Origin of the sequence: Serratia sp. CY56464 (assembly GCF_052168435.1) — a bacterium.
In the GTDB taxonomy this organism is placed as follows: Bacteria; Pseudomonadota; Gammaproteobacteria; order Enterobacterales; family Enterobacteriaceae; genus Serratia; species Serratia marcescens.
In genome coordinates this window covers 95,327-118,712 of record NZ_JBJNMV010000001.1, presented here as the reverse complement: position 1 = coordinate 118,712, position 23,386 = coordinate 95,327, and the positions used below count along the sequence as shown (strand labels likewise).

Below are 23,386 nucleotides of genomic sequence, written 5' to 3'. Positions count from 1 at the left end.
TAACCAAACGGTTACATTTGGCAAACCGGCAGAGATCAAAACTGCGAGCAGGCGCACTTTCTATGGGGAACGAGGCGGAGAAGGAAATCCCCGGCGCGCAGCAGGCGGCGCCGGGGGTAAAGCGGGGATTAACGCAGGCCGAGCTGGAAGATCAGGGTTTCCGCCTGGCAGGCGAAGGTGAAATCGGCCTCCAACTGCACGCCGCCGTCAACCGGTTTAATGCTACTGCTGATGTCACAAGGATCGGACTCGACCGCGCGCGCCTTTTCGCTCAGGGCCGCCAGCATCGCCTCCGCATCTTGTTGATTACCGAACACCTGGCTGTAGGACGCGGTGCAATCGGTGTTATCCATCACGGTGCCGACATCCACGCAGCAACACGCGGCGGTTTCCTGGGCGCTGCATTTATTAATTGCATCTGACATGATTGGTTCTCCTCAAGGGCCTCTGTTATCAGCCCAAATTGCCGTTTCACTCACCGGCACAAAGCCACAAAATTCTGCGGGTATTTTACGCTTCCACGCCGGCAATCACTAGCACTTACTTTTACTGGGTGTTTTAAGTGATGGAAATCACAAATAAAAATGAGCGTCTGCTAAGGAACGGTAAGAATTTTGTTATTTACCGCTGTCTTTTTGTTAAGCAGATCTCTTTTTTGATATCAGGTTGGAAATATTTCAAAAACAAACTTGCAACAATTTCACAGGTCAGACCTATACTTCAGCCACTGGTCTGATTTGTCTGAACGATAACGGACCCTACAATCCCGCGCTCCTTGTTACTTCGTGTAACAATAGTTTAAATAATAAACACATAATGAGGTTTTGGTCATGAGCCAGAAAAACCTATTGACTAAATCAGCTCTCGCAGCTGCAGTGGCAATTATTTCTTCAAACGTGTCTGCCGCAGGATTCCAGCTGAATGAGTTCTCATCAGCTGGTTTAGGACGTTCGTATTCTGGCGAAGGCGCCATGGCGGATACGGCGGCTTCCGCAAGCCGCAACCCGGCGTTGTTGATGATGTATACCCGTCCCGAGCTGTCCATCGGCGCAGTCTTCATCGACCCGGACGTTGACATCACCGGCAAATCGCCTTCCGGCGCCAGCCTGGACTCCAAAAATATCGCCCCTGTCGCCTGGGTGCCGAACCTGCATTATGTTCACCCGATTAACGATCAGTTCGCCGTAGGCGGCTCGGTCACCAGCAACTTCGGTTTGGCGACCGAATTCAACGACGGTTATACCGCCGGCGCTTACGGCGGTAAGACCGATCTGACTACCGTTAACCTCAACCTGAGCGGCGCCTACCGTCTGAATCAACACTTCAGCTTCGGTCTGGGCTTCGATGCGGTGTACGCCAAAGCCAAACTGGAACGCTACGCCGGTGAATTGCCGAAACTGATCGCAGGTTCCGGCCAATTACCGCCGCAGCTGGCCGGTCCGGTATCACAGATCCCGGCTGATACCCAGATTTCGCATCTGAAAGGCGATAAATGGGGTTACGGCTGGAACGCCGGCATTCTGTACGAAGTGGACGAAAACAACCGTTACGGCTTCACCTATCGCTCCGAAGTGAAAATCAAGTTTGACGGCGATTACAAGAGCAGCCTGCCATCGGCCTATAACCCAATTCTGGGTTCCCTCGGCCTGCCTTTGGGCACCAACGGCAGCACCATTCCGGGCTCTCTGGATCTGAACCTGCCGGAAATGTGGGAGCTGTCCGGTTACAACAAAGTGGCGCCGCAGTGGGCTATCCACTACAGCCTGGCTTACACCAGCTGGAGCCAGTTCCAGGAGCTGAGAGCCACCGGCAACAACGGCCAGACCCTGTTCGAGAAGCATGAAGGCTTCCGCGATGCCTACCGTATCGCGCTGGGCACCACCTACTTCTACGACGACAACTGGACCTTCCGGACCGGTATCGCCTTCGATGACAGCCCGGTGCCCGCCCAAAACCGTTCGATCTCCATTCCCGATCAGGACCGTTTCTGGCTGAGTGCCGGTACTACCTATGCGTTCAACAAAGACGCCTCGGTTGATGTCGGCGTGTCCTACATGCACGGCCAGAAAGTCACCATCAACGAAGGCCCTTACACCTTCAACTCGGTGGGTAAAGCCTGGCTGTACGGCGCCAACTTCAACTACCGCTTCTAATCTCGCCTGAGATGGATGCCAAAGCGCCCCCTGGGGCGCTTTTTCTTTGCCTGCCGCTTGCCGCCGGCATAAAAAAAACCCGCCTGACGGCGGGTTTTCATTGGCATAATGCCCGGGATTACTGCGAGTCGATCTCGTCCAGTTCGCCCTGAATCGCCTTGGCGTTCGGGTTCTCTTCCGGCTTGAGCGAGCCGCCGTTGGCGATGAAATCGTGGCGCTGGAAGTAAGCCTCGCGCACCATGACATAAGGATCGGAAGAGTTGCGCAGCAGGCCGTCGGAATCCAGCAGTTGAGCGCGGGTTTCGATACCCTCGACCACCCATTTGCCCGCCGACATCCAGAAGGTCAGGTAGCTCAGCATCGGATACAGCGTATCCGCAAAGTCGCCGCCTTCGTCACGCAGCGTGAAGCTGCCGTAGCCCGGCAACATCACGTACGGGCCGTAACCCACATCGTAATGGCCCAGCGTACTGCCGAAGCGGTTCGGTTCTTCGCGCGCCAGTTTCGGGTTGGCCATGCCGGCCACGTCGATCAGACCGCCCATCCCAAGCAGGGTGTTCAGGAAGAAACGGTTGAAGTGGATCATCCCGCGGTAGGGATCGCCCTTGAGGAAGGCGTTGACCATGCTGGCTGGCTCTTCCAGGTTGGAGGTGAAGTTGCTGATGCCGTTACGCGCCGGCATCGGCACGTAGTCGCGCCAGGCCACCGCGACCGGACGCAGAATATAAGGATCCAGGACGTTGTAGTTGAAGTCGAACATCGTCCGGTTAAATCCTTCCAGAGGATCGGAACGCCCTTGCGGCTCATTGTCTGGCGCGCTGGCACAGCCCACCAGTAATGCCGCTGCGAATGCCACCCCAGTCAGGCGAAAGTTCATATTTTTCTCCATAAAAACACGTTCGGTCTTATTTTTCAGGGACCTGCTTGTTTATCTGAACGCTAACCAGCTCTTTACCGCTGAATGTCTGCAGCGAGCTTTCGCCGAACCAGTCCCCCGGCTGCGGCGTGGCCAATCCGTCCTGTGAGAGGCGCACACGCACCTGCACCTGATGCTGTGCCGAGAGTAGACGCTCGGGCATCATGGCGTTGCTGTCGTCCAGAGAGAAAGACAGCGGAAAACGGCTCAACGGCAATTGTTTTACCGCGACCGGCACCGGGCTGACGCCGTCGGTCACCGAGATAACCAGCGTCCCCTGCGGCGGCATGGCTTTCGCCGCCTGCGGTGACAGTGAAACAGTCACATTCAGTTTAACAGTTTCTCCGCCGGCCTGGGCTTTTGCTTGTGCAATACTGCGCTTTATCACTTCCGCGCGCGGATCGTTAGCCGGCAGCAGCTGCAGCATCACTTGCCAGGCGCCGATCGCCTGTTTGAAATCGCCCTGTTCGAAGGCATTGAACGCCAGCAGGCTCAGCACCCGCGGATCGCTGTGGTTTTCCGCGATCATGCGCCGCAACAGCTGCGTCGCCTGCTTGTTATCCTCCGGATCGTTGGATCGCGTCAAGACCTCGGCATAGCCGAGCCGCACTTCCAGACTATTCGGATCCAATTGATAAGCATGAGCAAAGGCCTGCGTGGCGGTAGTGGCATTGTTCAACGCCATGCCGACGCGCCCCAGCATCATCCAGTCGTTGATATTGCGATCGTCCTGCTGCAGCGCGGTGCGCAGCCCCAGCCCGAGACGGGCAATCTCTTCCATGCTCAGCGGTTTGGCGCGCTCATTGGCGACGCGCTCGCGCAATTCCGGCATTTGCGCCTGCACCATGCGCCAGTCCAGCACCTGCGCCAGCCCGCCGGTTTTCAGATAAAAGCCAACGGTCACCACCAGCAATAACAGCACGCCCGGCACCAGCGCCCAGCGGTTGATCGGTTTCGCCTGCGCCATCTGCTCGGCCGGGATATCGTTCAACAGGTTCTGTTGCAGCTCTTTGACCAGTTCCGGACGCTCGGCTACCACGCCCTGCTGCTCATCCTGCTCCAACTCGCTGAGGCGATCCTGATAAAACGCCTTGTTCAACGCATCGCGCGTGGCGGCGCTCTGCTTGCCGTGGCGCATCGCCGGCACCACCAGCAACGCGGCGGCGCCGGCCAGCAACACGCAAATAATCAGCCAAAAAGCCATTAGGGTTTCTTCCTGTCAGTCTCTTGCAACAGCGCCGCCAGGCGCTGCCGTTCCCGTTCGGAGAATGCATCGTCCACCGCCGCCTCGGGCTTGCGACGGGTGCGCAGGATCACCACCGCCCCGCCGATCAATACGAACAGCAGCGGGCCGATCCACAAGATCAGCGTCGCCGGCGTTACCGGCGGCTCGTAGGTGACGAAGTTGCCATAACGCGCCACCATGTAATCGATGATCTGCTGCTTGCTTTGCCCCTGCATCATCAGCTCGTACACTTTGGTGCGCATGTCGGCGGCGATAATGGCGTTGGAATCGGCAATGCTGTTGTTCTGGCATTTCGGGCAGCGCAGCTGTTCGGTCAACTCGCGATACTGCTGCTCCTGCTCGACGGAGTTGAAGCGATAGGTATCGATCGCCGCGGCGGCGCTCCAGCTCAGCAGCGCGGCGCACAGCAGAACAATCAACCTCATGCCTCACCCCCGTACTTTTTATACAGCGGCAGCACTTCCTGCTGCCAGACGCGCTCATTCATGTCGCCGGCGTGGCGATAGCGAATGATCCCCTGGCCGTCGATAAGAAAGGTCTCAGGCGCGCCGTACACCCCGAGATCCAACCCCAGCATGCCGTCGCCGTCGTACAGGCTGAGCGCATAGGGATTGCCCAGGGAATTCAGCCAGGCCACCGCCTTGGCGCGATCGTCTTTATAGTTCAGGCCGACCACCCGTACGCCGCGCGCCGCCAGCGTATTGAGATACTGATGTTCCGCGCGGCAGGTCGGGCACCAGGTGGCCCAGACGTTGAGCAAGATCGGCTTGCCGTCGCGCAGCACCGCCTGATCGTAGGTTTTGCCGGGCTGATCCAGCGATTCCAGCTTGAAGGTCGGCACCGGTTTGCCGATCAGCGCCGACTCCAGCATGGTCGGATCTTCGCCGCCCGCGTTGCGCGTCAGCTGCACCATCAGGGCCGCCACCAACAGCAGGAAAAGTATCAATGGGATAAACAGCAGCTTACGCTTCATGATTGCGCCTCCAGCTTGCCTTCGCGCTTGAGCTTTTTGCTCATGCGATAACGCGGGTCGAGAATGCACAGCAGGCCGCCGATCGCCATAAAGACGCCGCCGAACCAGATCCAGCGCACGAAGGGTTTGTAATACAGACGCACCGCCCAGGATCCGTCTTCCAGCTCCTCGCCCAGCGCCGCGTACAGATCGCGGCTGAACCCGCCGTCGATCGCCGCCTCGGTCATCATGCTGCGCGCCACGCTGTAGTAGCGTTTCTCCGCATGCAGCGTCGCCTCCGGCTTGCCGTTGCGCGTCACGTCGATGATGCCGACGCCGCCGCTGTAGTTCGGGCCGCGAATGTCGTGCACGTCGCGGAACACGAAGTGATAATTGTGGATATCCACGCTGTCGCCGGCCTTCATCCGCACGTCGCGCTCCACGCTGTAGTTCTGGCTGAAGGCGATGCCGATCACCGTCACCGCCACGCCGAGGTGGCCGAGCACCATGCCCCAATGGCTGCGAGACAGCTGCCGCAGACCGCGCCAGAAACCGTGGCGGTGGGTGGCGCGCTCATGCAGCTCCATCAGCGTCAGGATGATCACCCACAGCGCCATGATCAGACCCACCACCGTCATGCCGGCGATGCTGTCCTGCAGCAGCCACGGCAGCAGAATCGACAGCACCAGCGTCACCAGCAGCGCCACGCCGAGGCGGCGCCACAGCTTGCGCGGCTCATCGCGGCGCCAGCGCACCAGCGGCCCGATGCCCAACAGCAGCGCCAACGGCGCCATCAGCCAGGTGAACATGGTGTTGAAGAACGGCTCGCCGATCGAAATGCTGCCCAGCCCCAGCTGTTTGTGCACCAGCGGCAGCAGCGTGCCCAACAGCACCACCAGCATGGCGGCGATCAGCAACACGTTATTGCCCAGCAGGAAGGTCTCGCGCGAGAAAGTCTCGTGCTGCACCCGGCTGCGCACCTGGCCGCCCTTGACCGCGTACAGCAGCAGCGAACCGCCGATGACGATCACCAGATAGGCGAGAATAAACATGCCGCGCGCCGGATCGGAGGCGAAGGAGTGCACCGAGACCAACACGCCGGAGCGCACCAGGAAGGTGCCCAGCAGGCACAGCGAGAAAGCGGTGATCGCCAGCAATACCGTCCAGGCTTTGAACGTGCCGCGTTTCTCGGTCACCGCCAGCGAATGCATCAGCGCGGTGCCGGCCAGCCACGGCATAAAGGAAGCGTTCTCCACCGGATCCCAGAACCACCAGCCGCCCCAGCCCAGCTCATAGTAGGCCCAGGCCGATCCGAGCACGATGCCCAGCGTGAGGAACACCCAGGCGGCGGTGGTCCACGGGCGCGACCAGCGCGCCCAGGCGGTGTCGAGCCGGCCGGCCATCAGCGAGGCGATGGCGAACGCGAAGGCGACCGAGAAGCCGACATAGCCCATGTACAGCAGCGGCGGGTGGAAGATCAGGCCGATATCCTGCAGCAGCGGGTTGAGATCGCTGCCGTCGATCGGGAAGTTAGGCAACGTGCGGGTGAACGGGTTGGAGGTCATGATGATGAACAGCAGGAAGCCGGCGGTGATCATGCCCATCACCGACAGCACCCGCGCCACCGCGTCCTGCGGCATCGCCCGGCTGCACAACGCCACCGCCAGCGACCAGCAGCTCAGCAGCAGCACCCACAGCAGCAGCGAACCTTCGTGCGCCCCCCAGGTGGCGGCGATGCGGTAATACACCGGCAGTTGGGTATTGGAGTTGGTGGCCACGTAGGCGACGGTAAAGTCATTGACCACGAAGGCATGCACCAGGCACAGGAACGCCAGCGCAATCGCCGCGAACATGCCGTAGGTCAGCGGGCGGGCCACCGCCATCATGCGGCTGTCCTGCCGCGCCGCGCCCCACTGCGGGTAAATGCTCAGCAGCAGCGCGATCGCCAGCGCCAGGCACAGCAGAAAACTGCCCAGTTCCGGCATCATGACTTGGCGCCCTCCGCCTGCGGCGCGTTATACGCTTCCGCCGGCCCTTTGTGATTCTCTTTCATCGCGTCGGCCACTTCCGGCGGCGTATATTTCTCGTCGTGCTTGGCCAGCACTTCGCGCGCGTTGACCACGTTGCCCTCGCCCAGCACGCCCTGCGCCACCACGCCCTGCCCTTCGCGGAACAGATCCGGCAGAATGCCGGTGTAGGTCACGCCGATCGCGCCGCGCGCGTCGTAAATCTTGAAGCTGACCTGCAGCGTATTGGGATCGCGTTTCACCGAGCCCGGCATCACCATGCCGCCGATGCGCAGCCGTTGGCCGACCTCGGGCTTCTCATGATTTTCGCCCTTGCCCTGCAGGATCTCACCCGGGGTATAGAACAGATCGATGTTGGAGCGCAACGCGTACAGCATCAGGGTCGCGGTCAGCGCAATACCGATCAGCACAACGATCGCCAGATAAAGGCGGCTTTTACGACGTGGATTCACAATGATTTCTCCCGCGGTGCGGCGGATTTTTGTTTTGATTGTTGCGCATGGCGAATGCGCCGCTCGCGCGCCTGACGGCGGCCGATCTCGGCGAGCAACTGCCGCCGCTGCCAGACGGTGTGCGCCACCAGCCCCAACAGCGAAATCAGCGTGGCGGCGACCGCCAGCCAGACATAGAAGGCATAACCGCCCATGGCGAAAAACGCCGGCCAGGAATCGAATGCGGCATTCATGACTGACGCTCCTTGTTCACCAGCCCGGCGACCCACGGGCGCTGGCGCTCCTGGAACAGGATCAGATTGCGCAGGCGCATCAGCGTCAGCGTGACGAACAACAGCAGGTAGCCGAGGATCGCCCAGCGCAGCGGGGTGCGCATGCTGGGCGCGATGGATTGCTGCATGTTGGTCGAGCCCTGATGCAGCGTGTTCCACCATTCGACGGAGAAATGGATGATCGGAATGTTCACCACGCCCACCAGCACCAGAATGCCGGCGGCCCGGCCCGCCAGGCGGCGGTCTTCGAAAGCGTTATACAGCGCGATGACGCCCATATAAAGGAACAGCAGCACCAGCTCGGAGGTCAGCCGCGCATCCCATACCCACCAGGTGCCCCACATCGGCTTGCCCCAGGCGGAGCCGGTCACCAGCGCGATAAAGGTGAACACCGCGCCGATCGGCGCCATCGCCGCCACCACGGTATCGGACATTTTCATCTGCCACACCAGGCCGATAAACGCCGCCACCGCCATCGAGGCATAGATGCCCATCGACCACATGGCCGCCGGCACGTGAATATAAATGATGCGGAAGCTGTCGCCCTGCTGATAATCCTTCGGCGCGAAGCCAAAGCCCCAGGCCCAGCCAAGCAGCAGGCAGGCCGCCGCCGCCAGCCCCAGCCAGGGGATAAAGCGGCCGCAGACATGATACAGCCGTTCAGGCCGCGCCAGTTGATGTAACCATTTCCACATTGTCGTCAGTGCTCACGGTAATTTTTATGCGTCGGCCGCCTCGAGCGTTCGAAACGGCGAAAATCTTCTGCGGGGTACGCTCTTGCCGGCCCAGCCCCGTCTGTTCATTCAATACGTTAGCTAGTGCACGCTCACTCGCAGCGCCGCTGCGGTGGCAAACGGCGCCAATGTCACGCTGCCCGCCAGCATCGCGCCGAGTATCGCCAGGTAACCGTCGATCGGCATGCCCATCGCGGCGGCGTCGATCGCGCCGGTGGCGAAGATCAGCACCGGGATATACAGCGGCAGCACCAGCAGGCTGAGCAGCACGCCCCCTTTGCGCAGGCCGACGGTCAGCCCCACGCCGATAGCGCCGATCAGGCTCAGCGTCGGCGTGCCGAGCAGCAGCGTACCCGCCACCGCCAGCCAGGTTTGCATATCAAGCGACAACAGCAGCGCCACCAGCGGCGACAGGATCAGCAGCGGCAATCCCGTCACGACCCAGTGAGCACACACTTTGCCCAGCACCGTCATCGGCAGCGGCGTCGGCAGCAGCAACAGTTGCTCCAGCGAGCCATCGAGAAAATCGTCGCGAAACAGCCGCTCCAGCGACAGCAGCGAGGCCAACAGCGCCGCCACCCATACGATGCCCGGCGCAATGCGCGCCAGCAACTGCGGCTCCGGGCCAATCCCCAACGGGAACAGCGTGATCACAATCAGGAAAAACCACAGCGGGTTGACGATCTCCGAACCTTTACGGCAGGCGATTTTCAGTTCGCGACGCACCAGGGTCAAAAACATCACAAACTCCCCGCGTCGTGTTCCGCCAAACGAATTTTGCCCACCGTTTGGCTGACGCCGGCCAAATCCTGATGGGTGGTCAACAATACCATGCCGCCCCGCTGCGCATGTTGCTCAAAAAGGCTAATCAAATCGGCCACGCCCTGTTTATCGATCGCCGTTAGCGGCTCATCGAGGATCCACAGCGGCGCCGCGCTGAGCCACAGGCGCGCCAACGCCACGCGCCGCTGCTGCCCGGCGGAAAGCTGCGCCACCGGCAGATCTTCGTAGCCCACCAACCCCACCTGCTCCAGCGCGCGCCAGATAGCCTGATGCTCGACCGCGCCGCGCACCGCCTGATAAAACTGCAGGTTTTCGAAGGGTGTCAATACGGCTTTTATGCCCGGTTGATGGCCGATAAACAGCAAATCTTGCTGGTAATCCGCGCGAGCGCGCAGCGTGTCACGCCCGCGCCAGCACACCTCACCGCCGTCCGGCCGCGCCAGACCGGCGAGGATGCGCAGCAAACTGGTCTTGCCCGCGCCGTTCGGCCCCTCTACCTGAATGATATCGCCCGGCTGAACTGAAAAGCTTAGCTCGCTAAACAGGATGCGTTCATCACGCACGCAACTCAGACTTTTGGCTTCCAGCATCGGGGAACTCATATTTTTCTTTGGGATAGCGAATCATAGCATAAGCCTTTCACCACACGCAGCCCGCGGGGGGCGCGCCGAGGGGCCAATATGGCGAGCAGGATCAAGAATGCGCGGAAAAAAGCGGCGGATTTTAACTCTTGTTACCTTTTTCTGTATTTCGCCGCATTTAGGCCGGGCAACTACGCTTAATGACGTGACCTCACCCTTATTGAGCAGGAGCGACAGCATGAACGAACAGCAACGCCAGGAGCACGAGCAGGATGAGACGATGCGGGTAGAGAGCGAAGAACAGGAACAGGGCAAGCGCGAAATCGAAGTCAGGGAAGAGAATCTGCCGTCGCGCGCGGCGGCGGTGCATGAACAGATCCGGATGGAAGGCGAAAAAGAGCTGGAGCGCGACGGGCTGGCATTGCTGTGGTCGGCGATCGCCGCCGGGCTGTCGATGGGCGCCTCGCTGGCGGCGAAAGGCATTTTCCACGCCCGCTTGCCGGACGATCCCAGCCGCTTTTTCATCGAGAACCTCGGCTACACCTTCGGTTTTATCATTGTCATTATGGCGCGCCAGCAGCTGTTTACCGAAAACACCGTCACGGCGGTATTGCCCATCATGCACAAACCCACGCCGCGCAACCTGCTGATCCTGCTGCGCCTGTGGGGCGTGGTGCTGCTCGGCAACCTGATCGGCACCGGGCTGGCGGCGCTGGCGTTTACCCATATGCCGCTGTTCGACGCCGAAACGCGCGGCGCCTTCATCAGCCTGGGCGAAGAGGTGATGCGCCATACGCCGGGAGAAATGTTCGCCAACGGCATCCTGGCCGGCTGGATCATCGCCACCATGGTATGGATGATCCCGGCCGCCGGCGGAGCGAAAATCTGGGTGATCGTGCTGATGACCTACCTGGTGGCGATTTGCGATCTGACCCATATCGTGGTCGGTTCGGTAGAGATCCTCTATCTGGTGTTCAACGGCGCGATTGGGTGGCAGGAATTCGTCTATCCGTTCGCCCTGCCGACGCTGGCGGGCAACATCATCGGCGGCACCTTTATCTTTGCGTTGATAAGCCATGCGCAGATCCGCAACGATTTGAGCGCCCAAAAACGGGCGGCGCGTCAGCAACAGGAAAAACGGCGCCACGGCGGGGAAAAACCGTGATCGCCGTCGGTTAGGCGAGGAAATTTCGGCGCTAACTGGCGAGGTATTGAGCAAACGCGCCGCTAAGCGCTTATTCTGCGGGTAAAAAAAGGTATAATGCCTCGGCAGCTTCGGTTGCCAGCCCGCAGCGTCCCCGTAGTTAAACGGATATAACAAGCCCCTCCTAAGGGCTAGTTACTGGTTCGATTCCAGTCGGGGACACCATTATTTATTATCAAGCCATTCCCCATCATCCGCACCCGCAATCCCCCTTCTCCACGCCTCAGACCCGATTTCCTCCGCGCGTTATGATTGGCATTAATTGAAAAACTTGATATCCGTCGGCGTAGAAATCGTCGCCGCCTCACCTTTGGCCTTCAACTCGCCCGTCTCATCATCGAAATCGAACAGCGTAACGGTATTGGTGAACACGTTCGTGACATAAAGATGGTTGCCGGTGGCATCGAAAGCGAGCGCACGCGGCTCAATGCCGCCGGCCTCATAGCGCGTCGTCTCCCCTGGCAGCCCATCCCCACCAATTTTTAATACCAGCAAATGGTTATCGGCACCGCGATTGGTGGCAATAAGATATCTCCCGCTCGGGCTGAGGATAATGGCTCCGCCGCTTTTCGCCTCCGCGGAATCCTGCCCGCCGTTCAGTTTCACTTTTCCTTGTAGCGTCAATCGATGGTCACTGACGGTAAACGCCTCGATTTCACCCGCCATTTCGGTGATGACATAGGCATACTCGCCTTTCGGCGAGAACACCATGTGCCTTGGGCCGGCGCCTGGCGCAAAGCTGACATCGCGCGATGCATCCGCCTGTAACGGCTGTGCGCTATCCGAGCGATAGCGATAGGCGTGCAGCTTGTCCCCGCCGAGATCCGCCGCATACAGATATTTACCATCGCGGCTGAAGGTGGTTGAGTGCGCATGGCCCCCTTCCTGGCGCCCCTGCACGACGCCAGAACCTGATATAAACGGATAATGCTGCACCCGTTCACCCAGTTTGCCGTCACTGCCAATTGGCAATACCGTCATCCCCGCGCCGCCTTTGGCGACGGAGTAGTTGGCGACAAACAGAAACTTGCCATCCGGACTGAGGGTGGCGTGCGTCGGCTGCTGGCCCGCACTGTTCACCGTATTCAGCACCCGCACGCTGCCAGCGTCGTCTATTGCCAAGGCGGTCACCGTTCCCGCGTTCTCCTCATTGGTGGCATAGGCGAAACGGCCATCGCGAGATTTTACGATCCACGATGGGCTTTTCATTTTAACCACGTCGAGCAGCGTTAACGTGCCGTCGCCATTAACCGTCAGGCGATAGAGCCCTTCACTGGGTCTTGCCGGTTTCTGCACCGCAGGCGCATCCGGAATATGGGTCCAGGTACCGACTAACGCTATTTGCTGATGTTCCCGATTATTGGCCATCGCATTTCCTGAAAACATGAGAAAAATTAACACCGCAGTTAATTGAATGCCCGGCCGACCTAAGCCGGCAACGATTGTTCGGCCAGGTGCAGACAATATAGAAGATAGCATAAAGCGAGCTTGAGGCCGCTTATTAATCGAGTCGAGAGGTTTTTCTCTATTCATGATGTTTTCTTGCCTCATCACTATGTCACAGGAATAAGTATATCGACATTGACAACCTTCCCATTTAGATCCTCTTGCCTGTATAACTCTATAAAAAAGCTCTCCCGCATTTTGACATTGATAGCTGGCAGATAAGCGTCATACATTACATCGAAAAAGTCAATATATTCTGACAACTCCCCCGTAAAGGGAATGACAATATATTTACCCATAGGGATATAGAAGTTAAAAATGGAATGGAAAACCTCTTGCCCCTTGCTGTTGGAATGCCATTTATTACTCCTTTTCTTTTCCACATTACATGCCCCCCGCTGCTTGCTTAACCATTTTTCATTGGTCTGGGCAATGTCGCCGGCATCTCTGAATTTTCTTATAGAATGAAAAATCAGCGATTTGTAATGCTTTAACATCTCAATGTCATCCGGCATGACCGTGTGGTAGAAATAGGGTTTCTTATCGTTGCCATACGGGGGGATCTGCGTGGAAAAATCCCACCCCCGGCTGTTTCTAAAGCTGTTGGGCGTTTCGCCAAAGAAACGTTTGAATGCCCGCGTGTAACATTGTTGTGAGGCAAACCCGGATGCCAGGGCGACATCCAATATGTTCCCTTGGTGCTGTTTGAGCAGAATAGCAGAGCGACTCAGTTTTCTATTTCTTATATAAGTCCCTAGCGTTATACCAAAATAATGCTTAAACAGCCGTTGCAAATGCCATTTAGAGTAACCTGAGATAATGGAAACCTTTTCAACTGACAGCCCCTCAACAATATTCTTTTCCATATATTCCAATACCTGCAAAAGAATATCTTTTCTGTAATCCATATGTGCTCCTTGCTTTTATAAGATTCGCGTCCTTTTTATTAAAATCGTTAACCAACCAAACCAAGTCATTAAGATTAATCCTAAAAAAAACCAGCCTGTCAATTCATTTTTTTCGGCATAGGAAAAACTATCGCATAAATAACTGAAAATGATCATGTTATATAAATCTCTCCGCAAGAAACCCATAAAACAAAATCAACTCGCGTAAAGTGCACTCATCAAAGATGCACTTGCCACGCCAGGTAGAATCACACTTTTTGCTAATTGTTTTACCTTAAAGTGTTTTTTACAGCCAGATTTCATGGCCGAATAGGAATTTCATCATCACAAATGAAAACGCATTTTATATGCTTGGCCCGCCGATAAAACGTACTGCGGAAGAGATATAAAAGTATGGCCGGCAGTCAAAGAAGACGGGAGGGATAAGCTCAAGGCTGAACATCGGTCTCTATAATCTCGCGTCGCAATAGCGCGTTTCTTTTTTATCGTTCCTGCGCAGAGAAAACGGATATCTTAACAAACCTTGCTCGATGCCCTATTTTACAAACCGCGCCCATTGGGAACCCTGTCTACGCCCATGAATCGCCCATCTCTCCCCCGGCAAAATACCGAGCCGACTCGCCCGCGCCTTGTTGTCAGAACGGCCGGCGGCCGCAAACAAAAAGCCCGGCTCGCGAGGCAGGGCTTTTCATTAACGGCCTGATTAATCAGCCAGGTTGTCGATCTCTGCGGATCTGTGCTTGCGCAACAGGTACAGCAGCAAAGACACCCGCCGCTCGGTGCGCTCCGGAGTATCCGGCGGCAGGTTGTAGCGCAGGGTATAACGCTCGTTGTTCTCGTTGCAGAAATCGATGACGAGCACGGGAGCTGAGGCCCCCGCTACTTTTCGATAATTCAGCGAGATGCACGACAGGTTTTTTTTCATCTCAACTTACCGCGCGACAGTGCGGCGGGTTGATTCGGCAATCCGCCCCACGCCGGCGCTCAACGCAGCGCCCAACAGCAGCACCAACAACGACCCCCACGCGGCGCGAGACAGTTGTTTGGCCGCTTCATCGGCCGCTTCACGCGCTTTCTGTTCGGCCTCGGCCTTGAGTTTTTCCACTTTCTGCACCGCCTGCTGGTAAGCCTGAGCGTAGTTATCGACGATTTGGCTCGCTTCATCGCGGCTCTTGCCGGTGCGCGCCGCAACGATATTCACCAACGCATCCTTGTCGGCCGCGCTCAACGTCGGCTCACCGGACTGCTTGACGCGGTCGAACCACTGCTTAAGCTCAGAGGCGGCCTGCGCCGGATCGGCAGCCGCGTCCATGGCCGATTGTTTGCCATCGGCGGTCGCTCTATCGGCCTTCTGTTCTAACCGAGACGGATCCAGTTCCGGTTTGCCGGTCTGCTTGAGCGTGGCGTTCAACTGATTTTCCAGGCTTCCCCAGTCAAGGCTGATGCCCTTTTTATCCAGCTGCTGCTTGAGGCCTTCGCCCACGTTTGGCGCCGCCGCCGCCAGGCCGCTGCCCGCCAGCGAAAGCCCTTTGCCCACCGCGCTGCCCGCCAGCCCCACCACGCCGCTCGCCAATGAAACCATCAGCCAGGTGGTCAGCAAGGTGGTGATCGCCCAGCTCAGCAAACCATGCAAGCCGCCGCGATTCGGTGCGGCACGGCCGGCGACGAACGCGCCTGCGGCCAGCGATGCCAACGTTGAAACCAGCAGCCAGATCCCGGTGCCGGTGCCAAAGCCGCTCAGCGGGTTGCCCTGTTGCATCATATCCACGGCCTGAGCGCCAATAGCCGTGCCCAGCACGCTGAAGGTCAGATAAGTCACCAGCGCCACGGCACTCCCGGCCAATATCGAGCCCCATGACACCTGAAACGCTAAGCGATTTGATTCATAGACAGTGGTCATCGTTGTTCCTTATATTTTCTGGACAAGTGATTGCACGCACGGCGGATAACCGCGCAGACAAATTCAGTCTGCCGCGCGGCGTTGTCGGCCGTCCCGGTTCATTTGCATCAGAATGCCTAGTGCATTCACACCCTGCGAATACGCACGTTATGCACTAAGCTGCTCAGCGAGTAGCGTAACCCGCGGCCCCCTTAAGCGGCCGTCCCCCTTCTGTCTAGCGGAGAACACATGAGCCAATCCGTTTTGGCCAGCGAAACCCACCGCGGCCACCTGCAGCAAATCATCTCCGGCTTGTCCGACGGCGTGATCCTGACGGATACCGATCAAACCTTGCTATGGGCCAACGAGGCCGCGTTGGCCATGCATGGCGTGAGTCATCAGAAAGCTCTGGGGGCCGATGCCGGCGAGTACGCGGCGCGTTTTGCCCTGCGCTATCGCAACAATCATCCGCTGGTTTTGGAACAGTACCCGCTGAACCGGGTTGCCGAAGGCGAAACCTTCACCGATGTGGTGGTGGAGGTTCGGCAGGTCGACGATCCGGACAGCTTCTGGGTGCACCGCCTGCGGAGCCTGATTATCACCGATGCGCAGGGGCAGCCGGAGCTGCTGGCGCTGATCCTGAGCGACGCGACGGAGTGGGCCAGCGCCGAACAGCGTTTTGAAAAAACCTTCAACGCCAATCCGGCGCCGGCGGTCATTTGTCGGCTCAGCGACCTGCGCTACGTCAAGGTCAACCAGGGCTTCCTTGATATGACGGGTTATCAGCGTGAACAGGTCATGGGGCGTTCGGTTTATGAACTCGACGTTTTGGAACAGGCGGAGCACAAAGAGCTGGCGGTGCAGCGCCTGGGGGAAGGCGCCACCATCCCGCAGATGGAGGCCGAGCTGAAACTGCCCGGCGGAGGAAGCAAGCTGGTGGTGGTTGCCGGCCAACCGCTGGATATCAATGAAGACGACTGCATGCTGTTCACGTTCACCGATCTCGAACCCCGACGCCAGGCGGAATCGGCGCTGCGAGAAAGTGAAGAGCGGTTCGCCAAGGCATTTCGCCTGAGCCCGGTGCCGACGTTGTTATGTACCGCGCACGAACGGCGCGTGCTGGATGTCAACGAAGCCTTCACCCGCGCCACCGAGTACGCCGCCGAAGACTTGATCGGCAAGACGGTCGGAGAGATCCCGTTTATTGACGATCCGGAGGCGAACCGCCGTTTGTTTGCCGCCCTGGAAAAAAGCGGCAACGTCGAAGGGCTGGACATCCGGGTGCGCAAGAAGGGGAGCGAGTCGATTGACTGTGTGGCCTCGGCGGATGCCGTCAGCATCCACAATGCGCCCTGTTATCTGCTGGTGCTCATGGACATTACCGAACGCAAACGCTCGGAGCTGGAGCTGGTAAGCGCCATCGAAGAAGTGATGCAGGACGCCTCCTGGTTCAGCCAAACCCTGATCGAAAAACTGGCCAACGTGAAAAGCATCAACCGGCCCGACCAGGCTGGACTCACCGCCAGCAATCTCACGCCACGCGAGCGCGATGTGCTGGAATTGATTTGCGAGGGGCTGCCGGACAAGAAAATCGCGGCGCGTCTCAATCTGGCGCTCAACACCATCCGCAATCATGTCGCGACGGTCTATTCCAAACTCGGCGTGCACAGCCGCAGCGAAGCCATCGTCTGGGCCAGAGAGCGCGGGCTGTTTACCGGCGGAGCGGCCTCCAGGAACGGCAAGTAGCCTGCAAATGCACTACCCAAACAGATGCAAACGCCCCTTATAGGCCAAAAGTGAAGTGCATAACATGGCGGTGCAAATGCAGGCTTTCGCTCTGTGCGAACGCCAAACGGATCGAACCTTAGGAGCACATCATAATGAACAGCGAAAAAGCCAATGGCATGATGGACAAAGTGGCGGGCAAAGCGCAGGAAATCGCAGGTGACGTCAGCGGTAACGAACGTTGGCAGGCCGAAGGCGTCACGCGCCAGGCAGTGGGCGCGCTGCAAGAAAAATACGGCGACGCCCTGAGCTGCGCCGGCGGTATGATGAAGAAAAACCCCCTCGCCGCGTTGGCACTCGTTGCCGGCGCAGGTTTGTTGGCCGGCCTGCTGCTGCGCCGCCGTTGATACGCGCCGGCGAGCAAACCGCTTTTCCCTGAATGTCGCGCCCGGAGGGTAACCACCGGGCGCAGTTCTATCGGCCTGAGGGGGCGCAGTATTATCGATTGATGCCTCCGCTCGTTTGCCGCTGGGATTAACGCGTATTCTGTGTCGCCATGCGACAAATTATTGCGGCGAAAACGTTATATCCCGCAGGGAACATGAGCCTTTATCGTTCAGGCTGCGCACACCGTCTTTACTCGCTGCTTAACGGCACGTCTTTTTATTATATTCGTCCTATTGCTGATTATCATAACCCTCTCACTCAGTGCGCCCACTGCCTGTTATTTCCGGTTGTTATGCAAGCAAGTGAATTTCCCTTCAACATAACGATATCTCTCAGCGTAAAAACTGAATATATCAATCAGTCTGGGTTTATCCTCCGCGCCATTAAATGTTAACATTGCCGTATTATGCGCATGGAGAAATAGCATGTTCCCCAGTAAAAAACATTCGCAGCGGGCAACCCCGCTGACCAGCTATCAATTTTCCCGGCTACATACTTTCGAATGCGTCGCCCGTCATTTATCTTTTGCGCTGGCGGCGCAAGAATTGTCGATCACCCCCAGCGCCGTGAGCCACCGCATTAATTTGCTCGAAAAGGAATTGGGTTTTCTGCTATTCCAACGCTTTCATCGCCGAATTACGCTGACGCCGGAGGGCGAGCGCATGCAATGGGCGCTGGACAGTTCCTTCAACACCTTGAATCAGGAAATCCTGGACATTAAAAATCGCGAGTTGACGGGGACCTTGACCCTCTACTCGCACCCGTCCCTGGTGCAATGTCTGCTGCTGCCGCGCATCGGCGACTTTATCGCCCAACACCCCACCATTCACCTCAACATTCTGACCGGGCAGGAAATCATCAACCTGGCCAACCGCGGCGTGGATCTGGCGATGTACTTCGGCAAACTGCGCTCGGGGCGGCATCTGGAAGAGGCCTTTATGCAGGAATCGATGGTGCCGATCTGCACGCCGCAGTACGCCGCCGCACACAATCTGTATAGTGCGCCGGAAAACCTGGCTCACTGTACGCTGCTGCACGATCGCTACAACTCCGGCGAAGATGAGTGGCAAACCTGGTCACAACACTTTGCGCTGGGACTGGATACCGACAGTAAAAGTATGGAGTTCGACCGTTCCGATCTCGCGGTGCTGGCCGCTACGCGGCACCTTGGCGTCGCCATGGGGCGGCTTAATCTGGTGCAGGACTGGATCAAAAGCGGCGAGCTGATCATTCCATTCGCCGATATGACCGTGCCCTGCGAACACTGCTATTTTACCTCGACCATCTCCGAGCGGCAGTGGCCGAAGATCCTCGCGTTTAAGCAGTGGATCATGAAAATCTCCCCTCTGGTCTGATGGCCGGAGGGTTAGCGCTCTATTTTGGGAGAATAAGAAAAATGCAGCGCGCAGGCGTAGAGCCGGCCAGCCTTTGAATAAGAGATATATTTGCGGTTTTTATCCCAGGCCAGCAGGGTATTATTGGCAAAATAATAAACCTCCAATTGCATCCCATTAGCCAACCTCGCCCAACCCCGGCTTCTTATTACGGTAAAATCACCGTTATCGCTGAGCGTAATCAGCGGCACGCCCCAGGCATAGCGGGATATTTGCAGCTGAATAATGAATTGGCTTTCGCAGCTTATTTGGTAGTTCTGTACATCAACATCCATAATTTATATTTTTGGTGCCACCCTTCGGTCAACATAAATAAGATATGAACAACTCACTACGATTAACCCCAGTACGATCAGCACGGCACCCAATACAAATTCAATTTGCAATGGTTCGCCGAGAATGACGGCCCCCGCCAGGATGCCGAATACCGGCGTCATAAAGGTGAGAATGCCCAGCGAGGAAGCCTGATAACGGCGCAACAGTGAAAACCAGATCAGGTAGCTGAAAAACGACACGATCACCGTTTGGAACAACAGGCTGCTCCAGGCCACGGGGCTCAGGACGACGTGCAAATTGTCCGTCGCCAGCGCCAGCAGCGACAGCAGTACACAGGCGCCCGTCAACTGGAACAGCAGCGTCTGTTTGGCCGGGCACTCCGCCAGGCGCGTGGTACGGATCACCAGGGTAGAACCGCCCCAGGCGATCCCCGCCAGCAGGCCATAGAAATCGCCTTTCAGCCGATCGGCCCCGCCGCTTCCCTCGGCCATGCCCGATATGGCCAGCACCACGCCGCCAAAGGCGATGAGCATGCCCAGCCACTGCAGCGGCGACAGGCGCTCCTGACGGATCAGGAAATGCAGGCCAAGGGCGGAAAACAGCGGCGCGGTGTACAAAAACACCGCCATATGCGAGGCGCTGGTATAGCGCAACCCTTCGGAGACAAAAAAGAACTCCAGCGCGAACAATGCCCCTACGCTCAAACCGGCGCTCAGCGTGGCGCGATCCCAGGTGAAACACTCGCCGCGGCAACGCGCCAGCAGGTATACCCCCAACGCGGCGAGACCCGAGCGAATGGCAATTTGCAGCACCGCCGACACATCCGCCTCGGCAGCCTTGATCGCCACCTGCTGCATTCCCCAGATGGCGCAAAGCACCACCATGGCGGCCGCAGCCCTGCCGTCAATACCGATTCTTGCATTCATAATAGGATTCTCGCCGCCGTTGAAATAATCACAGGCTGCCGTCGCGTTATTCTTTATACACCACGATTTCCTGATAAAGCTTAATAACTTCGCCATCGCTGTCGACGGAGTCGGTATATTCAGTTTGCTGCGCTAAATGAATCACCCTCCATCCTTTACGCGCCAGTTCCGGGATCGTCAGGCGCCCCACGCCGCGGCAGGTAAACAGGGTGTCGTCAGACAACCTGACCTTACTAATCTCTGCATAATCATAAGCTTGAGAATGACAAACGTGCGATTCCGCCGCCATCGCCGGTAATGAAAACACCCCCACCAACAACATGAACAGATTTCTCATGGCGACCTCCCAATCGCTTATTCCTGCCGACCGATTACGCAGAAAAAGGCTAACGTTAATACGGCGGTGACAGGCTGAAATTAATTATCTCTTGCACGGATAAAATTACAGGCTGACGCCGATGACTGACAAATGAAAAATATAAACCTTGGCGTTAGATGAATTCATCCGAATCGAAAGGCATGAAAAACGGCCCTTTTCACCGCACGAAATGGTCAAAAACCGGCCAACAATTAGCAAGAAAAGTAATTATTTATGTCACCGTTTATGTTACAAATGCCGCCCGCCGCTAAAACACCAAAAAAACCGTCAAAATGCGTGAAAACGCAGCGTTCTGCGCAAAACATCGGCATGGCGGCGCTGATGGGGGCGGTCATACATAAAACAGGGATAACACATGGCAATGAAATTGCGCGTATTGACTCAAGCGGTGGCGCTGGGTCTGGCGATCGGCAGCGCGTCGTTCGCCGCTCAGGCGGAAATCACCCTGCTGAAGCAGGATCCGCAGGCTGGCGATCCGCTCAGCCGCCTGAACTTCACCGTTGGCGGCAGTATCCGTCCGCAGTTCAACAACATGACGGGTGACGGTGACAAGGGCTCCTACAAGCGTAACGGCTTCGACGGCGGCACCCGCTTCCGTTTCGCGGCGGACTATTACCTGTTCGACGATATCAGCTGGATCAGCTACTACGAGCTGGGCGTGAACATTCCGGCGCTGTTCGACTGGGATCACCACTATGCCGACGGCGCGAGAAACACCAGCCGCCGCATGCTGTACACCGGCCTGAAAAGCAACACCTGGGGCCAGATGACCTTCGGTCAGCAGAACAGCGTTTACTACGATGTGGTTGGCGCCAAAACCGATATCTGGGACTACGACATGCTGGCCCAGGCACCGGGCAACGGCATCAACGGCGACTACGACGGCTCTTACCGCTCACGCAAAATGCTGAAGTACAAGAACCGCTTCGGCGATGCGGACGTTTACGCTTCGTACCTATTCAGCGACAGCGACTATCTGCCGGGCAACGGCCTGCGCTACAAGCGCAAAGGCGGCGGCTCACTGGGCGTGGATTACCACATTACGCAGGACCTGACCTGGGGCACCGCCTGGAACTACACCCGCGCCGAAATGCGCAATCCGTCCACCAGCGGCAGCAAGAGCTATGACCAGAACATTTTCGGTACCGCCATCAGTTGGAAACCGGACAACTGGACCCTCACCTTCGGCGGCGGTTACTACAACGACTTCCTGACCACCAAGAAAGCCGACATCAATAATTACTTCGCCGGCGACGCATGGGGTATCGAATACCTGGCCGGTTATACCGTGCCGGTTGGCCAGTACGCGGTGAAATCGGTGATGCCGTACTTCATGGGCGACCGCCTGGAATACATCACCGGCCGCAACTACCAGCGCATCGACAACGGCCTCGGGGTTACCGTGCAGTTTGACTACGGTTTCCGCGTTGACGTGGAGCATGTGCTGACATCGAGCACCGACAACCTCGGCGATATGACCGTGGTGCGCCTGCGCTACGATTTCTGATTGCTCAGAACGCAAAAAAGGCCGCGCAAGCGGCCTTTTTCGTTTATTGACGCAGCGTCAGAAGCCGCCGCGCGCCGAGCGCCCGACCGCTTCGCCCAGTTGCCATACCGCCATGGCGTAATGGGTGCTGTGGTTATAGCGGGTGATGACGTAGAAGTTCGGCAGGCCGTACCAATACTGGTAGCCGGTGCCGATGTCCAGCCGCAGCAGGCTGGCTTCCTGATTATCGCCGAGCGAGCCCTGCGGGCTTAGGCCGGCTTCCGCCAGCGCGGCGACCGAGTAGCGCGTCTTGAAGCCGTTTTCCAGCCCCGGCGCCTGGCCGTTGGCCTGAATGGCGACCGGCTCGCCTTTGGACCAGCCGTGCGCCTTGAAGTAATTGGCCACGCTGCCGATGGCATCGACCGGATCCCACAGGTTGATATGCCCATCGCCGTTGAAGTCGACCGCGTAGCTTTTGAAGGAAGAAGGCATGAACTGCCCATAGCCCATCGCGCCGGCAAAGGAGCCGCGCAGTTCGAGCGGATCGTCGCCTTCAGTGCGCGACATCAGCAGGAAGGTTTCCAGCTCACCGGCGAAGTAATCGGCGCGGCGCGGGTAGTTGAAGGCCAGCGTCGCCAGCGCGTCGATAATGCGGGTTTTACCCATTACGCGGCCCCAGCGGGTCTCCACGCCGATAATCCCCACGATGATCTCCGGCGGCACGCCGTATACCTGCCAGGCGCGCTGCAGCGCATCCTGATATTGATTCCAGAACACTACGCCGTTTTGCACATTATCCGGAGTGATGAACTTGTTGCGGTAGCGCAGCCAGGAACCGTTCGGCCCGGTTGGGCCCTGGGTAGACGGCGTCGGCGCCTGCCTGTCCATCAGCCGCAGCACCGAGTCCAATCGCCGAGCCTGCGCCAGCACGTCGTGCAGCTGCTGCCGGTCAAACCCGTGTTCCTGCACCATCTTATCGATGAAGCGCGCGGTATTCGGGTTATTGGCGAAATCCCCTCCCAGCGGCGCGCCGCTGTGCGCCGGGCTCAGCAAAAAGCCGCCCTTTACCGGGGTGCTCTGCGGCGTAGCGGTGGTACTGGGTTTCGGCGTGCTGCTACAGGCAGCAAGCAAGGTAATCAGCGGTAAAAGCGCAACCAGGTGACGCATCGGATATCCATATAGCCATGCAAGAGATAAGTG

General features: G+C 58.0%; 25 protein-coding genes and 1 tRNA gene. 7 read left to right on the top strand and 19 right to left on the bottom strand.

The annotated features are described in order from the left end of the window. Window positions 1-128 precede the first annotated feature (128 nt). Window positions 129-425 carry a YfcZ/YiiS family protein gene (locus ACJ8KE_RS00610; protein ID WP_072270911.1) on the bottom strand — a complete coding sequence of 99 codons (297 nt, stop codon included), beginning with the start codon at window positions 423-425 and terminating at the stop codon, window positions 129-131. A gap of 405 nt (window positions 426-830) precedes the next feature. Between ACJ8KE_RS00610 and fadL the strand changes: the two genes are divergently transcribed. Beyond that, entirely contained in the window at window positions 831-2,153 is a 1,323-nt protein-coding gene (gene fadL / locus ACJ8KE_RS00605) for a long-chain fatty acid transporter FadL (RefSeq protein ID WP_033634181.1), read from the top strand. 118 nt (window positions 2,154-2,271) lie between these two features. Here the strand turns inward: fadL and mlaA are convergent, their stop codons facing one another. The 10 genes from mlaA to ccmA form a co-directional block, all read right to left on the bottom strand. Continuing rightward, complete coding sequence (mlaA, locus tag ACJ8KE_RS00600; protein ID WP_033639746.1) at window positions 2,272-3,030, bottom strand: phospholipid-binding lipoprotein MlaA; 759 nt, start codon at window positions 3,028-3,030, stop codon at window positions 2,272-2,274. 28 nt (window positions 3,031-3,058) lie between these two features. Beyond that, the gene (ccmI, locus tag ACJ8KE_RS00595; protein ID WP_306376888.1) at window positions 3,059-4,273 is read right to left on the bottom strand and encodes a c-type cytochrome biogenesis protein CcmI; all 1,215 of its coding nucleotides are present in this window, start codon (window positions 4,271-4,273) and stop codon (window positions 3,059-3,061) included. Further along, window positions 4,273-4,740 (bottom strand): cytochrome c-type biogenesis protein, encoded by a 468-nt coding sequence (locus ACJ8KE_RS00590; protein WP_049300083.1) that lies wholly within the window; start codon window positions 4,738-4,740, stop codon window positions 4,273-4,275. Before ACJ8KE_RS00590 ends, ccmI begins: the two co-directional genes overlap by 1 nt. Further along, the gene (locus ACJ8KE_RS00585) at window positions 4,737-5,288 is read right to left on the bottom strand and encodes a DsbE family thiol:disulfide interchange protein (protein ID WP_016926842.1); all 552 of its coding nucleotides are present in this window, start codon (window positions 5,286-5,288) and stop codon (window positions 4,737-4,739) included. The genes ACJ8KE_RS00590 and ACJ8KE_RS00585 overlap by 4 nt, the downstream gene beginning before the upstream one ends. After that, window positions 5,285-7,255 carry a heme lyase CcmF/NrfE family subunit gene (locus tag ACJ8KE_RS00580; protein ID WP_016926841.1) on the bottom strand — a complete coding sequence of 657 codons (1,971 nt, stop codon included), beginning with the start codon at window positions 7,253-7,255 and terminating at the stop codon, window positions 5,285-5,287. Before ACJ8KE_RS00580 ends, ACJ8KE_RS00585 begins: the two co-directional genes overlap by 4 nt. Continuing rightward, complete coding sequence (gene ccmE, locus ACJ8KE_RS00575; RefSeq protein WP_004936264.1) at window positions 7,252-7,746, bottom strand: cytochrome c maturation protein CcmE; 495 nt, start codon at window positions 7,744-7,746, stop codon at window positions 7,252-7,254. The genes ACJ8KE_RS00580 and ccmE overlap by 4 nt, the downstream gene beginning before the upstream one ends. After that, window positions 7,743-7,979: a heme exporter protein CcmD gene (ccmD, locus tag ACJ8KE_RS00570; protein WP_016926840.1), complete on the bottom strand. Its 237-nt coding sequence runs from the start codon at window positions 7,977-7,979 to the stop codon at window positions 7,743-7,745. Before ccmD ends, ccmE begins: the two co-directional genes overlap by 4 nt. Beyond that, entirely contained in the window at window positions 7,976-8,713 is a 738-nt protein-coding gene (locus tag ACJ8KE_RS00565; RefSeq protein WP_004936270.1) for a heme ABC transporter permease, read from the bottom strand. The genes ccmD and ACJ8KE_RS00565 overlap by 4 nt, the downstream gene beginning before the upstream one ends. A 120-nt stretch (window positions 8,714-8,833) precedes the next feature. Next, entirely contained in the window at window positions 8,834-9,493 is a 660-nt protein-coding gene (ccmB, locus tag ACJ8KE_RS00560; RefSeq protein ID WP_305177822.1) for a heme exporter protein CcmB, read from the bottom strand. Then, window positions 9,493-10,125, bottom strand: coding sequence for a cytochrome c biogenesis heme-transporting ATPase CcmA (gene ccmA, locus ACJ8KE_RS00555; protein WP_016926838.1), 633 nt, complete (start codon window positions 10,123-10,125; stop codon window positions 9,493-9,495). The genes ccmB and ccmA overlap by 1 nt, the downstream gene beginning before the upstream one ends. A 229-nt stretch (window positions 10,126-10,354) precedes the next feature. Here ccmA and ACJ8KE_RS00550 point away from each other — a divergent pair, with 229 nt between their 5' ends. After that, window positions 10,355-11,281: a formate/nitrite transporter family protein gene (locus ACJ8KE_RS00550; RefSeq protein ID WP_049300086.1), complete on the top strand. Its 927-nt coding sequence runs from the start codon at window positions 10,355-10,357 to the stop codon at window positions 11,279-11,281. A gap of 129 nt (window positions 11,282-11,410) precedes the next feature. Then, window positions 11,411-11,485, top strand: a tRNA-Arg gene (locus ACJ8KE_RS00545). A 93-nt stretch (window positions 11,486-11,578) separates the two neighbouring features. On the opposite strand, the gene ACJ8KE_RS00540 is transcribed toward ACJ8KE_RS00545, so the two are convergent. The 4 genes from ACJ8KE_RS00540 to ACJ8KE_RS00525 form a co-directional block, all read right to left on the bottom strand. Further along, window positions 11,579-12,853: a lactonase family protein gene (locus tag ACJ8KE_RS00540; RefSeq protein WP_233504957.1), complete on the bottom strand. Its 1,275-nt coding sequence runs from the start codon at window positions 12,851-12,853 to the stop codon at window positions 11,579-11,581. Window positions 12,854-12,873: 20 nt separating this feature from the next. Further along, window positions 12,874-13,674 (bottom strand): helix-turn-helix domain-containing protein, encoded by an 801-nt coding sequence (locus tag ACJ8KE_RS00535; RefSeq protein WP_016926835.1) that lies wholly within the window; start codon window positions 13,672-13,674, stop codon window positions 12,874-12,876. 703 nt (window positions 13,675-14,377) lie between these two features. Next, window positions 14,378-14,599 (bottom strand): hypothetical protein, encoded by a 222-nt coding sequence (locus ACJ8KE_RS00530; RefSeq protein WP_004936288.1) that lies wholly within the window; start codon window positions 14,597-14,599, stop codon window positions 14,378-14,380. A 6-nt stretch (window positions 14,600-14,605) separates the two neighbouring features. Beyond that, window positions 14,606-15,574, bottom strand: a complete 969-nt coding sequence (locus ACJ8KE_RS00525) for a DUF4013 domain-containing protein (RefSeq protein WP_028127757.1) — start codon at window positions 15,572-15,574, stop codon at window positions 14,606-14,608. Between the two features lie 228 nt (window positions 15,575-15,802). Between ACJ8KE_RS00525 and ACJ8KE_RS00520 the strand changes: the two genes are divergently transcribed. From ACJ8KE_RS00520 to dsdC, 3 genes are all read left to right on the top strand, one after another. Next, window positions 15,803-17,299, top strand: a complete 1,497-nt coding sequence (locus ACJ8KE_RS00520; RefSeq protein ID WP_442517055.1) for a PAS domain S-box protein — start codon at window positions 15,803-15,805, stop codon at window positions 17,297-17,299. Window positions 17,300-17,433: 134 nt separating this feature from the next. After that, on the top strand, window positions 17,434-17,685 hold the full coding sequence (locus ACJ8KE_RS00515) for a CsbD family protein (RefSeq protein ID WP_016926832.1): 252 nt from the start codon (window positions 17,434-17,436) through the stop codon (window positions 17,683-17,685). A 465-nt stretch (window positions 17,686-18,150) separates the two neighbouring features. Further along, window positions 18,151-19,080, top strand: a complete 930-nt coding sequence (gene dsdC, locus ACJ8KE_RS00510; protein WP_016926831.1) for a DNA-binding transcriptional regulator DsdC — start codon at window positions 18,151-18,153, stop codon at window positions 19,078-19,080. A gap of 11 nt (window positions 19,081-19,091) precedes the next feature. Here the strand turns inward: dsdC and ACJ8KE_RS00505 are convergent, their stop codons facing one another. Genes ACJ8KE_RS00505 through ACJ8KE_RS00495 form a run of 3 tightly spaced genes read right to left on the bottom strand, consistent with a single transcriptional unit; the run spans window position 19,092 to window position 20,658 of the window. Then, window positions 19,092-19,394, bottom strand: a complete 303-nt coding sequence (locus ACJ8KE_RS00505; protein ID WP_033639734.1) for a hypothetical protein — start codon at window positions 19,392-19,394, stop codon at window positions 19,092-19,094. Window positions 19,395-19,397: 3 nt separating this feature from the next. After that, complete coding sequence (locus ACJ8KE_RS00500; protein ID WP_028127759.1) at window positions 19,398-20,321, bottom strand: DMT family transporter; 924 nt, start codon at window positions 20,319-20,321, stop codon at window positions 19,398-19,400. 46 nt (window positions 20,322-20,367) lie between these two features. After that, complete coding sequence (locus tag ACJ8KE_RS00495; protein ID WP_442517054.1) at window positions 20,368-20,658, bottom strand: hypothetical protein; 291 nt, start codon at window positions 20,656-20,658, stop codon at window positions 20,368-20,370. Between the two features lie 397 nt (window positions 20,659-21,055). On the opposite strand from ACJ8KE_RS00495, the gene ACJ8KE_RS00490 reads away from it, so the two are divergent. After that, window positions 21,056-22,207: a porin gene (locus ACJ8KE_RS00490; RefSeq protein ID WP_028127761.1), complete on the top strand. Its 1,152-nt coding sequence runs from the start codon at window positions 21,056-21,058 to the stop codon at window positions 22,205-22,207. A gap of 57 nt (window positions 22,208-22,264) precedes the next feature. Here the strand turns inward: ACJ8KE_RS00490 and mltB are convergent, their stop codons facing one another. Then, window positions 22,265-23,353 carry a lytic murein transglycosylase B gene (gene mltB, locus ACJ8KE_RS00485; RefSeq protein ID WP_015378637.1) on the bottom strand — a complete coding sequence of 363 codons (1,089 nt, stop codon included), beginning with the start codon at window positions 23,351-23,353 and terminating at the stop codon, window positions 22,265-22,267. Window positions 23,354-23,386 lie beyond the last annotated feature (33 nt).